Here is a 14344-nt window from a genome sequence, read left to right as displayed (position 1 = left end):
TCCCCGCTGGCTACCCTTTAGCGCAGAGCTGACTAAAGGAGAATGCCATGCGTCCGATCCCGCTGCTGTTGATATTGAGCGCCTTAGCGCTGCCGGCGTTAAGCCAGGCTGCGGTGCGGGTGGAGGTATTGCAAAACCGGCTGGCCCATCCGTGGGGTCTGGCGTTTCTCCCCGACGATCAGGGCATGTTGATTACCCTGCGCGGCGGCGAGCTCAAGCGCTGGCAGCCAGGTAAAGGCCTGTCGGCGCCGATATCCGGCGTGCCGCAGGTGTGGGCCAACGGCCAGGGCGGCTTACTGGATGTGGCGCTGGCGCCGGATTTTGCGCAGTCGCGACGGGTATGGCTGAGCTATGCGGAAAGCGACGCCAGCGGCAAAGCGGGCACCGCGGTAGGCTACGGACGGTTAAGCGAGGATGCCACCCAACTGACGAACTTTACCGTGGTGTTTCGCCAGCAGCCGAAGCTCTCCGTTGGCAATCATTTCGGTGGCCGGCTGGTGTTCGACGGCAAAGGGTATCTGTTTATCGGTCTGGGAGAGAACAATCAGCGCGCCACCGCCCAGGATCTCAGCAAGCTGCAGGGGAAAGTGGTCCGCCTGACGGACGCGGGGGACGTTCCGCCGGATAACCCCTTTGTCGGCCGGGCTGACGCCAGGCCGGAGATCTGGGCCTACGGTATTCGCAATCCGCAGGGCATGGCGATGAACCCATGGAGCGACGCGCTGTGGCTCAATGAGCACGGCCCGCGCGGCGGGGATGAAATTAACATCCCGCAGGCGGGGAAAAACTACGGCTGGCCGCTGGCGACGCACGGCATTAACTACAGCGGCCTGCCAATTCCGGAGGCCAAGGGCAAGACGGTCCCGGGTACCGAACCCCCGCTGTATGTCTGGCCGGTCTCCCCCGGGGTGAGTGGGATGGCCTTTTACTCGGCGCAGACTTTTCCCCAGTGGCAGCATAAGCTGTTTATCGGCGCGCTGAAGGAGACGTCGCTTATTGTCTTATCGGTGGACGGTAATCAGGTCCGCGAGGAGGGGAGATTGCTGGAGGCGCGCGGGAAGCGTATCCGCGACGTCCGCGTGGGACCCGACGGCTATCTGTACGTATTAACCGACGAGTCTAACGGCGAACTGTTGCGTTTGAGCCCGGAGGGTTAACCTCAGGTGACCGGGATCTTCACGACCTCGTGCCAGGCGGGGCGCTGGCTAATCTGCTGATACCAGCGCTGCAGATGGGGCCGCGGTTGCCAGGTATCGAGGATCGTCAGCAGATTGTAGACAAAGGGGGCAACGGCAATATCGCCAAGGCCGAAGTGCTCGCCAGAGAGCCATGGCGTTTTCGCCAGTTCGTCATCAAGCATGGCAAACAGCGATTCACAGGCGCTGATCCCCGCGGCGATGGCCGCCGGGTCGCGCTGCTCCGGTGGCGTCCTGACCAGACCCATTAACACCGGGCGATGGGCGGGAGAGAGCGTGCCGTTGGACCAGTCCATCCACTTTTCCCCTTGCGCGCGCTGCGCCGGCGTGGCCAGCCACAGGCGATCGACGCCGTACTGCGCGGCAAGGTAGCGAATAATGGTATTTGATTCCCACAACACCACCCCGGTGGCATCGTCTTTTAACAGCGGCACCAGCCCGTTCGGGTTCATCGCCAGATATTCCGGGTCATGATTGAGACCAAACTCCAGCCCGGCGAGGATCTGCTCATAAGGAAGATCCAACTCCTCCAGCACCCAGCGTACTTTCTTCACGTTGGTCGAGTTATTACGTCCCCACAGTGTAATCATTTTCGCTCCTGAGTTTGTTTCACTGCCGTTGCAGCGCGATCGGCGATCATGTTGGGATAAAGTTAATATTCCGGCAAGCATTTTTATTTTGCTGAAATCAAACGTTTTTTATACCAACTACCTTGCGTTTGGGGCACCCTTGGGACACAACGTCAGAAAAACTGCTATTCAGCATTTCCACCTGGTTGCGGTCCATCTCTCCGATCCACTTCGAGTAAATCTCATAAACCATCTTCGCGTTTTCGTGACCCATCTGTCCGGCGATAAACGACGGGTTAGCACCGGCAGTTAATAACCAGCACGCAAAAGTGTGGCGCGACTGGTAAGGGCGCCTGTTCCTGATTCCTGCCTTCTTTAATCCTGCCTCCCAACTATACCCCAGAGACTGAGATCCGTAATACTTCGTTTCCCCGCGCCAGTTTTTGGGCGGGATAAACACGAACCGCAGTTTTTGTTGTTCAGTTAAACCATGTTCGCGGTGATGGAAGGTGATTTCGGTTTTGCTTAATGCGCCAGTTAGCTTGAATTGCTCACGTAAAGCGTTCAGCGCAGGCTCAAGCAGGGTTACAGTTCTGATCCCCGCTTCGGTTTTAGGTGGCACAAACAGTCCCTCATTGGTCTGATTACGCCTAACGTGAAGCTCACCCTTATCAAGGTCCACATCTTCCCAGGCTAAAGCTGTAAGCTCTCCATGCCGAAGGCCGGTAAAGACAGCTGTAGTCCAGAGTAAAACATAACGAGGAGATAGCGCTTTTATAAAACCTTCGAACTCACTCTGGAGAAGCGGATCCGGGTCTCTCCTGGAGCGCTTGAGCATCTTTATACCTTCGTGCGGGGTATGCTCGATAAAACCGCTCAGGTTAGCCAGTTTGAGCAACGCAGTCAGGTTGTTCATCAGGCCGTTGACCGTGGATACAGCACGACCTTTTCTTTTTAACCAGGGCGCATGATCGCTAAAGGTGTTTCCCGTCAATAGCAAGTTTCTGTAATTCAACAGATCGGTATGCTGAATATCTGCAATATGCGTATTACTTCCGACGATAGCGCAAAGTGTTGCTATTCGTGATTCTGCACCTCTGTATGATGCAGCTGAAACCTCAAGCTTTTTGGCATCAAGATAAACTTTGCATAATTCACCAAAGGTTTTAACTTTTTGTGTCGTGGTAAATTTTTTAATCGCTTTTGATTCAGGAAAATGCTCTGCATAGTCAAACTTCCCCTGCTGAATCTCACTTACTATTAAAGCACGGAGGTTACCAGCCTTTCGTATATTGCTATTTGATACAGTCCAGCCCCGCAAAACTTCGCGGCACCGTATGCCGCGATATAGAAAGCTAATTCTTATTCCCTTCCCATGCAGCTCTACGCCAGCTGGCATATTCATTATGTTTCCCCGACAAGCCTATTAATCCTGGTGTAGTTGTAGAGAAGAGTTACCCTTCCTTCTGAAGCTTCGGGGTCAGGTGAGTGCTTCTTATAATGAACCCCCTCAATCCATCTCCCCTCCCGGTAGGATTTAATTTGCCGGGGAGTCATATACATCTTCGCTACAATTCCCTTTTCCATCACCCATTCATCTTCTTGAGTAATATCGGCCATAAATAACCTCATGGCCGGGAAACTATAATCAGTTCCCCGGTTTAATGTTGATTATTGGAAATCAGTTTAGTATTGATACTCGATATTTCAGTCGTTCCATGCTTCAAGTTCGTTCTCGATCTCTTCGTCGATTTCGTTGTTGGTAGCGTCTTCGTTCAGGTAGTCACGCGCCTCTTTCAGGTAGTGTTCATGGCGTTCCCGATACCAGACCGAAAATTCTGGCGTCCAGCCGTTCGGCTCACCGTCATAGTCAACCTTAGCGTTACGTTCGGCCATGCTCTCGACCATGCTGTAGGCGGTGGTAAGCGCCGCTTCACGGATATACCCGCGCAGATCACGCTTGCGCCAGTAGGGGTTAACTTTTGAATCACAGAAAGGTTTGAATTCCACTTCCCAACGGCGGATACAACGCGCGTTTAATGATTTTCTCATCGTGATGCCTCCGCTTTTATCGCTTTCTTCACCTACCAGCGCTTGTTGGCAAGGTGTCCAGGTCGTGACGGCAAGGTTTTACGAAACGAGGAAGCAGCAGCGGAGAGGGCGATTTTCTGCTTTTCTTTCTTATTGCATACCGGGCAGAAATAAATGTCTCTCCGATAAGCACCCCTACCAGAGGGGCGATATTGCAGTTCATCGCGAGCAAAAGAACCGCCGCAACCATGACAGTGCAACTTTAATTCTTCCATTTACATATCTCCGGTTGAATTTAATGTGTGTTCATACCTGCCAGTTAAGGCATTAAATAAAAGATGATGGTATTAGTAAGATACTTCGGTATTTATTTTATAACGTACATTGCCAGAGTCTGCGTTAACAGAAACCAAATCGCAATACATGTCATAATTCAAAATGACATCATTGAATTTCAGGGCTGAGAGAGATTCTTCGCGACCGCAAAACATAAAATCTTCTGCGTGCTTAGCTTCCTCATAAATATCTTTCATTGAGGAAAAAGCCTCTGACCACATTTCACCACTACCAATAAATTGAGCAATGGCCAGCTTGCTTTGTGCCGCTTTAAAAGCTGGGTTGCCATGCAGTAAATTACCCATTGAACACCCCTTTGATATACATAATTTCGACAGCCAGCCCACCCCAGAAAACCAATCCGATGGCCAGCGCGATTACTAGGGAACGAATGCCGTTTCTGCTCATTTCACACTCCAGAACGGAAAGCTAACAACGAGAACTGCAATCAAAAACAGAGCTACATACAGCTTGAATCTGTTCCATGCAGGGACTTCATGTTCGCGGATCATCTTTTCATCCTCTGCGATGGCTGTTTTTAATGTCATTCCAGTACTGAAAAGTGCAGGGGATGTTTGCGTCAAAGACAGCTTGCGTGGCCGCAATAATATTTGCATGCCAGAGCACAACTAAGGTTGCACGCATCTGCGTATAACGAAGTGATGGGTCGGCCTTGTTCATTAATATTCCGGCGCGTGCTGCATCACTGGAGCTATCAAAGCAAAAAATTACCTCGCTCATTCTCTTACCCTCTTATGAATTTGAGTAACGAACAGACTTTGCAATGCGGCGCCGGGTGCCTCCCGGTGACAGTAGCCAGTTAACAACTACTGCCGGCACTTCTTTTCCACCCCACCCGGGATAACAAGGCGGTACTTCATTAACTAAGCCGCGTGCGCATAGCCGCATTCACCGCTTTGCAAAGCCTGTTGATTTAGCCTTATGGCGGCCAACCGAACGTTTAACCTATCGCACCGTTGTGTCGATAAGTAGAAGGATACAACATAAAGTAGATTGGTCAACACCTAAAGTAGAAATTTATGTCTACTATGGGTTGCATTCGTGAGGGTAGGCACAAAAAAACCCAGCAGGGCTGGGTTTTGTTAGTGGTGGATGTTAGCTATTTTTTGTCAGGATCAGCGTACTCGCTGTAAAATTCTAGGAGCTTCTTATAGCGGATCTCAAAGGCTAGGAGCATGTTGTTAGCTTCTGCATCGGGGAATTTTCTAAATACCCGGAGCAAGCGTTTTTCCTCATCGCTAAGGTTGGCGAACTCTGATTCATCAGGCTTATCGTAATGGAAATCTGTGCCGATTTCCTGAACAGTGTCGGATTCAGTAGTAGCCTCAGTAGCCCCGTAGTCCAGCCATGCGGGAGGTACGTTTAGCCACTCCGCAATTCTTATCAGCTTTTCATCGCGTGGCTTGGCCGTGCCGAGCGTATACCGCCTAGCCATTTCGTAAGTTACTTGTCCCGCAAGACTTAACTGCTTAACAGACAAGTTTTTTTTACTCATCTCTAAGTTAAGTCGATCTGCGAAGTCTTGATGTTTATTCGTTTTTTCTACCATAGGTAGAAGATTAAGGCAGAGCGTCTTTTTAGTCATTTCTATTTTAAGTAGTTGCAATTCTCTACTTTGTGTAGCATTCTCTACTTACCAACTAACAGGAGGTAAGAATGCTTACACCATACAAAAACATTACGGAAAAGGCCGTTAAAGCGATTGGTAACGTGTCCTACGTCGCCCGAATGTTCAACTTCAAGTCGAGCCAGTCAGTAGCAAATTGGATTAACCGTAATTGTGTCCCCAGCGATCGCGTTATCCCGCTCTGCCGTATGGGGGGCTGGGTAGTCACACCTCATGAACTTCGCCCAGATCTTCACCCCACGCCAATTAGTGGGCTTACAGAAGAAATTATCACCAAGCGCCGGAAGGAGTCTGATTGATGGAAATCAAACACGAGCACGTTGAAATGGTCCTTCTGGCATGGGCTGCGGAAGTTGGTCAGGCGTTCGCAGCAAATGCTATCGCTGAAGAATATGCACGTATTGGTGGCGATCAGCTGCGCCTGGTGCCGGGGAAAACCTGGAGTAACCAGCAGAACATTTTCCACCGCTGGCTGAAAGGTGAGACCGAACTACAGCGCGAGAAAATCCGTTTGCTGCTCCCGGCAATCCTGCGTGTTCTGCCGCGTGAAATCCGTCATCGCTTGAGCATCTACGACACCATTGAGCGCCGGGCGCTGCTTGCGGCTCAGCACGCTATTGGAACGGCAATTGATGCTCACGATGACGCTATTGAAGCCGTCTACAGCAAGGCTTATCAGCCTGGAGCTGTTGAAGTGCCGAAGTACCACTGATTCCGGAGGTGACTATGTGTAACCAGTCTGCTGCTGAATTGATTGCACGCCTTAAAAAGGCTTATCCGGCGTATGTGCCATCCGAAGGGGATTGCGCAAGTAACGGGATACCCAAGGCGGGAGCACGCTTTCAGCACAGACACAAGGGGCACATGGTGACGGTACTCACGGCAACTGAGAAAGACGTCTCCTATCGAAAAGTCTGCGGGACCGTTGGCTGGATGGGATTACGCGAGTTTTTACGGTTACACAACGAGGTTTCGGAATGAACAATCAGGTCTTTGAAATTGTTCAGGCCATGTCGGGGCAGGGGAACTGCATAACGATCCCTGGACCCTATCTGGATTTATTTGCTGGAGACAGGCAGCAGCATTTGCTGGCAGCGATTCTCAATCAGCTGGTGTTCTGGTCTGGTAAGTCGAGTCTGGATGATGGTTGGTTTTACAAGGAGCATGCGGCGCTTGCGAAAGAGGTTCGCGCTAAAGATGGGGATGTTGTCCGAAAAGCGATGTTCAAAATTACGGGTCAGTACCTTTCTGGCGTAATCGAAGAAGAGCTTCGCCAGGTGGGTGGAACACCCAAAAAGCATTACCGAATTGACCAGGAAGCGCTCATTTCCCGGATATTCCCGCAAATACTGGATTCGGCTCAAGAGTCGAATGGGAATAAGTCATTGAAAGTCATGGGAACGGCTTATAAGCCGAATGCAATCGGCGCAAAAGCCGAATCGAAGCAATTTACTGAAAATAATGGAATCGGCTCTCAAGCCGAATGCATTCGTCTCAAGAGCCGAATGGAAACGGCTCATGAGCCGAATCCTGGAATCGGCTCTCAAGCCGAATCCTATCTCTATACAGATCTTAAAAACAGATCATTACATACAGATCATAAAAACCACGTGGGAGAGATTTCTCCTGTGGATAACTTTGCTGAGCCAGAGCGTGAAACCGTCATCCCGGAAGCAGTCATTCCTGACGCTACCGAAGCCAGTAACCTAGCTACCGATGATGACTTCGACCTCGCTACGTGGTTCTGGTCGACCATCATCGAGCTGTACGAACGCGCAGCAGAGTTCGACGGCACTCTGGCAAAACCGAGAGAGCCGAACTTCACAGTCTGGGCGCAAGAAATTTGCATGCTGCGCCAGGAGCACGGCTGCAGTCATGACCAAATCCGCACCATGATTGAGCGCATTCAGCGCGATCAGTTCTGGTGCTCCCGAGTTCAATCCGTGAAAACCCTACGCAGCAAATGGCAGGAGCTGGCTCTGAAGTTATGCCCGGCAAACCTGGCAACCGGCAGCTCGTTCGGTGTGAGCAGCAAACTGGATACCGACATCCCGAAAGGTTTCCGGGGCTAACAAATTTAACCGTGAGGATATCTCTGATGGAAAAAATTACTGACGTGCTGAAAGAGCTGGAGAAGATCACCTGTCGTGAGCTGGCTGTCTATTTCGACCTGACAGCACCTGAAATGCTGGCCCGCCTGCTGGTGCTTGAGCGCGAAGGCAAAGCGCAAAACCTGAATGGCTACTGGATGCCGGGTGGAAGTGCTGAACCCGTAGCGGTAACCAGCAAACTCACAGAGCTGGATATCAAGTTGCTCCAGTCGGTGCCGGTTGGCGTCTGGTTTGAGTGGCAGTCCCTGGCAGGTTTCGTTGATCGCCCTCGCTACCGCTGCGAGCGTCTGGTGGTCGCGGGGTTTATGAATTCGAAGGTGACTAATCCTGACAATCCGCACCATGGCACTAAATTCCAGAAAATCCGCGAGGTGGCCCGGTGATGCGAGAGATACCTGATTGCCCAGTCTGTGGTTCATCTGCGGAGTTCTATTTTCGGGATTACCAGGCTGGCGCCTGTTCCGGGGCCCTGAGATGCCCTTACGGACATCTCCGTGTACAGGATAGTTACTGGGCTGGTGGCAAGAGCAAATCGAAAATCCGGCTGATTGAAAAATGGTCTCAGCAGGTAGAACAGAAAAAAGGTGAAGTGAAAAATGGCTAAAGACTCAAAGCTTGTATACGGCGCCAGTGGCAAAACGAACGTTTTGACGTTCGAACCTGAAAACCTGCATCTGGTTACCGACAAAACGCACCCGATTTACGATGAGCGCATCCACCTGCCTATTAGCGAGGCAATGGTGCTGAACATCATGGACCAGGGCGTTCTTGAGCCGATTATCGTCTGGAAAGACCCGGAAACAGGGCTGTCTTGTGTGGTTGATGGTCGCCAGCGTGTGCGCCATACACTGGAAGCCAACAAGCGTCTGTTGAAAGAGGGTAAAGAACCGTTACTGGTTCCAGCAGTCGCTAAACGTGGCTCCGCCATTCGCATGGCGCAGGCGATGGTAAGTGCTAACGAAATCCGCCAGGCAGATACGCCACTGGGCCGAGCAAAGAAAATGGCTGATGCGCTGGAGCGCGGGCACGACGAGGACGATTTAGCGCTGATGTTTGGCGTGAGTGTCCAGACCGTTCGCGCAACGCTGTCACTGCTGGATGCCACCCAGGCTGTTCGCGATGCAGTGGAGTCCGGAACGGTCACCGTTACCCAGGCGCGTCAGCTGGCATCGCTTAAACCCGAAGAACAGCGGGAGAAGGTCTCTGAAATCGAAGCGGCAACTGCTGGCACAACCGGCCATGAAAAAGCCCGGCGTCAGCGTCAGATCCTCGGCGAGGCAAAGCCGCGCCTGAGAACCCGCAAAGAAATCACAAAAGCCCTGGAATCAGCCGAGGGTGAGTATGCAAGCGCACTTCGTTGGGTGCTTGGGGAGGAATCATTATGAGCAAAATAGGCGATCATTTCTTTGAATTTCCGGCGTCGCGTGGAACTCAGGGGGATTCAATTGTCCTGATGCTGACAGTACCTGCGCGGACACTAACGCGAGTCCTAGCCAGCGATAACTACGGGGACACCCTTGATCGATCTCAGCGAGAACTGAACCCCGCCAGGGCGAAAAAGTTTTATCAGTATCTCGTTGAAGCATACGAGAACAAGGAACCATTCATTATTCCGCCGCTTGTAGGTAACTGCGACTCGTATGTTGAATTCGAAGAGTTCGGAAACACTAATGTTGGGGTGGCCCGTTTCCCGATGGATGCAGAGATTAAATTGTTTGATGGTCAGCATCGTGCAGCCGGTATTGCGGAATATTGCCGCACCATTTATGAACCGATCCATGTCCCGATGATGCTTACTCTCCAGTTACCACTGAAGACGCGGCAGCAGTTTTTCTCGGACATTAACAACAATGTATCGAAGCCATCTGCGGCTATCAACATGGCCTATAACGGGCGCGATAAGAACGCTCAGGAGATGGTCAGCTTTATCAGTTCACACGCCGTCTTTTCTGAAGTCACCGATTTTGAGCATAACGTGGTTCCCGCGAAAAGCGATAAGTGGGTGAGCTTCAAGGCCCTTAGTGATGCTACGGCAAAATTTTCAGGTTCCTGCTCACAGGATGATCTTGAAGGGTTATGGAATGCGTGGCTAATGCTGACTGGTTTAGATGATATTCGCAAAGGTACTAACCAGGCAGAGTACAAACGCGAATACATCCAGTTCCATGCCGTGATGATTAACGCCTTCGGCTACGCAGTGCAGCGGCTAAGCGAAGGCCGGGGAGTTCGTGGGGTCACGCTGATGATTGAGGATCTGGTTATGAATACCGGCATTGCCGAACGTGAAGACTTTTTCCTTATTTCATCATGGGACGGCATTTGCGTCAGCTGCGAGAAAACCAGGCCAACGGTCATTGCAAATGTATCTGCACAAAAGGCAGGTGCATCACGTCTGATGAATGCCATCGTGAATAAAACTTTGTTTGTTAGTCGCAGTAAGGAGACCTGCCATGACTGATATCACCGAACTGGAGAGACATCAACGCAGGACCGCAATTCTCTTTGCGGAAAACGACCTGAAAAACACAGAGCAAGGGATAAAACAATAAAACGCAAACAAGATATTTGTTATCAACAAATCACAGGTTTGTATTTATGCGAATGATAACGCGAAAGAAACCGGCATTCACTGAGCTGTATCAGACCGGCGTACTGACTCGCATAGCCGCCGTAAAAAGTCCCGATGGCGGCGGCTGGCGATTGTTTGGGTTATGGCGGGGGAAGGATATAGCTGTGTTTGTGGAGGCTGCTCGCGGAGGAATACGCGAGTGGTCTGGGCTGGACTACCTTGCTAACTTCTGTGCGAGCTGCGGAATCAGCCTCTGGGAGATTCACAACAAGGTCACAGAAAAACCGCCGCAGTGATATATAATCACCTCCACACCAGAGGGGGCTTGTGTCGAAGTGGAGCCTCTCCCTGCGGCTTTACATGTAAAATGCGCATTAGTGAACTTTGGACGCAAGGAAAACAACAATTGGTATCGTTTATGAAAAAAACATTGCTTCTGGTTTGTGCTGTCCTTGTATCCAACGTGGCGCTTGCTATTGAAAAAAAAGAAGAAATAGTACCTGTTCGCATAAGCTGTCCTGCGCAAGTGATGCCAGTCAAGGCTCAGGCATTGAGAATTGAAGGGAGTGTCGATTATGCGGCGTGGGTTAATGATAAAGGCGATGTGTACTCAGTAGACATAACGGGCGATGAGGTTTTCTTCAGGGAAACTGAGGTTGCTATTAAAAAGTGTAAGTTTGTGCCAGGTCATCCAGGGGTATATCGGGATACAATAAAATTTAGTCTGGTAAAACCTTAAAAAGGGCGTTTGTCGTCAAATATCTACCATGTGGGTAACTCCGCGGCATGCTGAGGCTCTGGTGAGCAGAGATGTGTCAGGCACGTGAGGCTGCTTAACGGTAACCCTCGCAGAATGCAAAGCCGCGCAGCGAGCACGTCAGTTCACGGGTGCGATAATTCAAAAAATAATATAAGGCGGGGAGGTCATCCCCGCGAAAAGAGTTACGCCGCACCAATATAAATTGTCGTGCTTGATGGAGTGGAGCCACCCTCTGAGGAGCTCATTCGCGCCTCAATGGTTGCTGTTTGGTTAGCTTCGATGTACCCCTCCCACCCTTTAGTTTCTGACCAGCCTAAGCTCACTCCATTCGGTATAACTGTTCCTTCTGCGTATGCTTTAGCAACTGAGTTTCCATTGAAGAAAAGCTCATGTTTGGCCTTTGACTTACCTCCTGGGGCAAGGGCTAGCAGTAACGGAACCATTATTCTGCGCCGGTAAGATACGGCGCCAACGTTAAAAACCAGACCGCTTTCAATACAGTGAGTCTCTTGAACTTGCATTTCATTACTCCTTACTGATTGACGAATAAATGATTTTTACAACATAACTCTCATCCGAGTATCGGGGTTGATGCACGTCAAGCTTCAGTGAAGAACACAGAAAATCATAAAGTCACAGGCTAACCAATGCCCAATTCCAGGAGGGGAGTCGACAATGCTCATTTAGCTTTTATCCCCGGAGAGTGCTTTTTTATCTTTGGGCATACGGTTCCCGCATGCATTTTCTCTGTCAAACATCAAAATGGTTGAGTCGAAAACCAGGTAGTAATCAGACTAACTAAACTACTACAGCGCTTGTGTTACAGATGCCTACCGATGAATATTACCCATTCTGCTCTGGCAGATAGGGGGTTGCACACTATACAAAATATGCATCATCAACTCTTATGGTTTTTTATGCTGCATAACTCCGAGTTGTAATCGTTAAACTCTGAAGTTAGATGAGGACCTTTAGTTGGGTGAAACAGGGGATTGCGCACAACGCAAAATATGCATTCTTTGTCGCGGTAGTGTTTTCTGCTACTCCATTTTTCATGCAATTAATTAAATCCTGAAATTGGCTAAATTCTTTTATCTGAGTGAAATGGGGGGTTGCGCCAGAGAAAAAATGTGAATGACTTTTTTATATTTATTGCCTTCATTTAAAATATTGAATTTATTAATTTTTGTATTTTTGTTTTCATTCACCTCCTCCCGTGAAAATAGGGGCTTGATGGGCGATTTAAATATGTCATTGTATTCCAGAACGTCGCGAGTTCATTTTTAGCCATCCCTGTACAGGAAAAGCAAAAACCAATATTTATGGAATAATCACAAGGTGCTAACTAATGAGTGAGAAAGAGATTATTGAAGCAATTCGCATTCTGGGCCGTTATGTCGTTGATAGTCTGCCAGGGGGGATTTTTGTTCTTACCCCATTAGAGGATGGGGAAATCATAAATACCGAGGAATCTCACAAGCAATGCAAAAGCTTCTTCCGGAAGAAGAAAAGCTGATTTATACTAATCACTTCGGCTGAACACCGAACCTATCGCGCCATCACCGGAGAAAAGTGATGACGCAAAAACGCAGTAATTCCATTCAACGCCGTGCCTTTGTGCGCGGTGTTTTCGCTTGTCTGTCGTACCAGGGCGGTGCGATATGAGCAAATCCAAAACCAAGGCTGAAAAGCTCCATCTGAGCCGCGTAGCTGCATTGGGCTGCATCGTATGCCGGAACCTCAATTACGGCGAATCGCCTGCTGAAATCCATCACTGCAGCTCTGGTACCGGCTTGTCTGTCCGCGCTGATAACTTCCATGTCATTCCGCTATGCCATGCCCATCACCGTACTGGTGGCTACAGCGTTGCTATTCATGCTGGCCGTAAGTCATGGGAAGAAAAGTTCGGTACTGAGGCTGAGTTACTGAGTCAGGTACTCCAGGAGTTAGGGGAGGCCTGCGCATGATGAATTTTTACTGTGAAGCCCTTACGGCGCTGCGTTCAGCACCCCATCACTATTTAAAAGAAGTCGGCGACCAGTGGCGGACTCCGGATCTGCTGTTCTGGGGTATTAACGCGATGTTTGGCCCGCTGATGCTGGACCTGTTCGCAGACGACAGCAATGCAAAATGCCCTGTCTGGTTTACCGCAGAAGATAACGCGCTGACGCAGGACTGGTCGGGGCGTCTGGCTGAACTCGGCGGCGCAGCCTACGGCAACCCACCTTACAGCCGCTCTCAGTACCACGAAAAACAAGCCATCACTGGCATGACGCACATCATGAATTATGCAGCTGCGCAACGAGAGAAGGGCAGTCGCTATGTCTTTCTGGTGAAGTCAGCCACAAGCGAAACATGGTGGCCGGAAGATGCGGATCACGTCTGCTTTATTCGTGGGCGAATTGGTTTCGATCTGCCCGAGCGGTTTAGTTACATCAATCGAGCGGTGCTTGAAGCTAAGGGCCGCGCATTTATGTCACTGGCGCAGTTTGCTGCTGGTAAGGGAGATATTGCATGACACCACTACAACGCCGCAGACAAAACACCGCTATGTCAGAGGTCGCGATCGCCACGCACAAACGTTACCTTGGGCGCCCTGAGTTATTGACCGGTATCCAGTCAGCCTGGATTAAGTCACTTCTTACTGTATGGGGAGAGAGCCAGAGAGGGGAAGTATACCCGCGTAAGCCCACAGCACACTCTTGCTGGTGGTCAGTTAAGGGGGAAAGATGGTCAGATAAAGCGTTAGAGCGCTTTACCGCGGCAATTGAGCAGGCAAGGGCAGAGGGCTTTCGTGGGCCCAATGCTCTGAAGCGTGCACAGGTAATTCTCTGGCCTAAGAATGAGAGCAGCGTGATAGATACCGCCATAAGTAACGATGACGCCGACTTTATTGAGAAGTGCGTACTGGATGCTTTTGAGGTTACCGACCCGATTTACATCGTCGGAATGAATTACTACACAACCAGAAAAAAAATATCGGACATAACCAGAGAGCTTCAGAAGCTGGCGCCCTGGCTGACGGAGGACCAGTCGAGAGAGCGCGTGAAATGGTGCCTCAAGATATTTCAGGGGAAGGCGTTTTTAGCCGCCCGCAAAAACCTGAGAAGTTAGTCGTTTTGGC

General features: G+C 50.3%; 21 protein-coding genes and 1 pseudogene. 13 read left to right on the top strand and 9 right to left on the bottom strand.

The features are described 5' to 3' along the window. Positions 1-47 precede the first annotated feature (47 nt). A complete protein-coding gene (locus CWM58_RS25170; RefSeq protein ID WP_100682068.1) occupies positions 48-1157 on the top strand; it encodes a PQQ-dependent sugar dehydrogenase in 1110 nt (369 codons plus the stop codon). 2 nt (positions 1158-1159) lie between these two features. On the opposite strand, the gene CWM58_RS25165 is transcribed toward CWM58_RS25170, so the two are convergent. The 8 genes from CWM58_RS25165 to CWM58_RS25135 form a co-directional block, all read right to left on the bottom strand. Beyond that, the gene (locus tag CWM58_RS25165; RefSeq protein ID WP_061155220.1) at positions 1160-1786 is read right to left on the bottom strand and encodes a glutathione S-transferase family protein; all 627 of its coding nucleotides are present in this window, start codon (positions 1784-1786) and stop codon (positions 1160-1162) included. Between the two features lie 97 nt (positions 1787-1883). Then, positions 1884-3170 (bottom strand): site-specific integrase, encoded by a 1287-nt coding sequence (locus tag CWM58_RS25160; protein WP_048293365.1) that lies wholly within the window; start codon positions 3168-3170, stop codon positions 1884-1886. Then, complete coding sequence (gene xisR / locus CWM58_RS25155; RefSeq protein WP_023297262.1) at positions 3170-3385, bottom strand: excisionase family protein; 216 nt, start codon at positions 3383-3385, stop codon at positions 3170-3172. The genes CWM58_RS25160 and xisR overlap by 1 nt, the downstream gene beginning before the upstream one ends. A gap of 87 nt (positions 3386-3472) precedes the next feature. Beyond that, a complete protein-coding gene (locus CWM58_RS25150; protein WP_100682067.1) occupies positions 3473-3817 on the bottom strand; it encodes a hypothetical protein in 345 nt (114 codons plus the stop codon). Between the two features lie 32 nt (positions 3818-3849). Beyond that, complete coding sequence (locus CWM58_RS28245) at positions 3850-4071, bottom strand: hypothetical protein (protein WP_133122440.1); 222 nt, start codon at positions 4069-4071, stop codon at positions 3850-3852. A gap of 72 nt (positions 4072-4143) precedes the next feature. After that, positions 4144-4437 carry a host cell division inhibitory peptide Kil gene (locus CWM58_RS25145; protein WP_100682066.1) on the bottom strand — a complete coding sequence of 98 codons (294 nt, stop codon included), beginning with the start codon at positions 4435-4437 and terminating at the stop codon, positions 4144-4146. A gap of 211 nt (positions 4438-4648) precedes the next feature. Beyond that, a complete protein-coding gene (locus CWM58_RS25140; protein ID WP_100682065.1) occupies positions 4649-4873 on the bottom strand; it encodes a hypothetical protein in 225 nt (74 codons plus the stop codon). Positions 4874-5252: 379 nt separating this feature from the next. Next, entirely contained in the window at positions 5253-5738 is a 486-nt protein-coding gene (locus CWM58_RS25135) for a helix-turn-helix domain-containing protein (protein ID WP_165785849.1), read from the bottom strand. Between the two features lie 71 nt (positions 5739-5809). Between CWM58_RS25135 and CWM58_RS25130 the strand changes: the two genes are divergently transcribed. The 8 genes from CWM58_RS25130 (at position 5810) to CWM58_RS25085 (ending at position 11199) form a co-directional block, all read left to right on the top strand. Further along, entirely contained in the window at positions 5810-6079 is a 270-nt protein-coding gene (locus CWM58_RS25130) for a transcriptional regulator (RefSeq protein WP_023297269.1), read from the top strand. Beyond that, positions 6079-6492, top strand: coding sequence for a toxin YdaT family protein (locus CWM58_RS25125; protein WP_032413998.1), 414 nt, complete (start codon positions 6079-6081; stop codon positions 6490-6492). Before CWM58_RS25130 ends, CWM58_RS25125 begins: the two co-directional genes overlap by 1 nt. A 265-nt stretch (positions 6493-6757) precedes the next feature. After that, on the top strand, positions 6758-7852 hold the full coding sequence (locus CWM58_RS25115; protein WP_100682062.1) for a hypothetical protein: 1095 nt from the start codon (positions 6758-6760) through the stop codon (positions 7850-7852). 26 nt (positions 7853-7878) lie between these two features. Next, a complete protein-coding gene (locus CWM58_RS25110; protein ID WP_100682061.1) occupies positions 7879-8274 on the top strand; it encodes a hypothetical protein in 396 nt (131 codons plus the stop codon). A 213-nt stretch (positions 8275-8487) separates the two neighbouring features. Next, positions 8488-9276 carry a ParB/RepB/Spo0J family partition protein gene (locus CWM58_RS25100; protein WP_048334530.1) on the top strand — a complete coding sequence of 263 codons (789 nt, stop codon included), beginning with the start codon at positions 8488-8490 and terminating at the stop codon, positions 9274-9276. Further along, positions 9273-10349, top strand: a complete 1077-nt coding sequence (locus CWM58_RS25095) for a DGQHR domain-containing protein (RefSeq protein ID WP_100682059.1) — start codon at positions 9273-9275, stop codon at positions 10347-10349. The genes CWM58_RS25100 and CWM58_RS25095 overlap by 4 nt, the downstream gene beginning before the upstream one ends. A 137-nt stretch (positions 10350-10486) precedes the next feature. Continuing rightward, entirely contained in the window at positions 10487-10756 is a 270-nt protein-coding gene (locus CWM58_RS29590) for a hypothetical protein (RefSeq protein WP_048334534.1), read from the top strand. Positions 10757-10878: 122 nt separating this feature from the next. After that, positions 10879-11199, top strand: coding sequence for an energy transducer TonB (locus tag CWM58_RS25085; protein ID WP_100682058.1), 321 nt, complete (start codon positions 10879-10881; stop codon positions 11197-11199). A gap of 203 nt (positions 11200-11402) precedes the next feature. Here the strand turns inward: CWM58_RS25085 and CWM58_RS25080 are convergent, their stop codons facing one another. Continuing rightward, positions 11403-11741 (bottom strand): hypothetical protein, encoded by a 339-nt coding sequence (locus CWM58_RS25080; protein ID WP_048964771.1) that lies wholly within the window; start codon positions 11739-11741, stop codon positions 11403-11405. A gap of 827 nt (positions 11742-12568) precedes the next feature. Between CWM58_RS25080 and CWM58_RS28915 the strand changes: the two genes are divergently transcribed. The 4 genes and pseudogenes from CWM58_RS28915 to CWM58_RS25065 all read left to right on the top strand — a co-directional run bounded on the left by CWM58_RS28915 (position 12569) and on the right by CWM58_RS25065 (position 14334). Then, positions 12569-12736, top strand: a complete 168-nt coding sequence (locus tag CWM58_RS28915) for a hypothetical protein (protein ID WP_162921945.1) — start codon at positions 12569-12571, stop codon at positions 12734-12736. Positions 12737-12881: 145 nt separating this feature from the next. Beyond that, the gene (locus CWM58_RS25075) at positions 12882-13187 is read left to right on the top strand and encodes a Ref family recombination enhancement nuclease (RefSeq protein WP_100682057.1); all 306 of its coding nucleotides are present in this window, start codon (positions 12882-12884) and stop codon (positions 13185-13187) included. Continuing rightward, positions 13184-13723 (top strand): annotated as a pseudogene (locus tag CWM58_RS25070) (phage N-6-adenine-methyltransferase); the annotation flags it as partial. The gene CWM58_RS25075 and the pseudogene CWM58_RS25070, both read left to right, overlap by 4 nt. An 11-nt stretch (positions 13724-13734) precedes the next feature. Next, positions 13735-14334, top strand: a complete 600-nt coding sequence (locus CWM58_RS25065; protein WP_100682055.1) for a hypothetical protein — start codon at positions 13735-13737, stop codon at positions 14332-14334. Positions 14335-14344 lie beyond the last annotated feature (10 nt).

The sequence above is a fragment of the Klebsiella sp. H-Nf2 genome (assembly GCF_002806645.1).
Taxonomy (GTDB): Bacteria; Pseudomonadota; Gammaproteobacteria; order Enterobacterales; family Enterobacteriaceae; genus Klebsiella; species Klebsiella variicola.
This window is presented reverse-complemented; position numbering and strand designations above follow the sequence as displayed.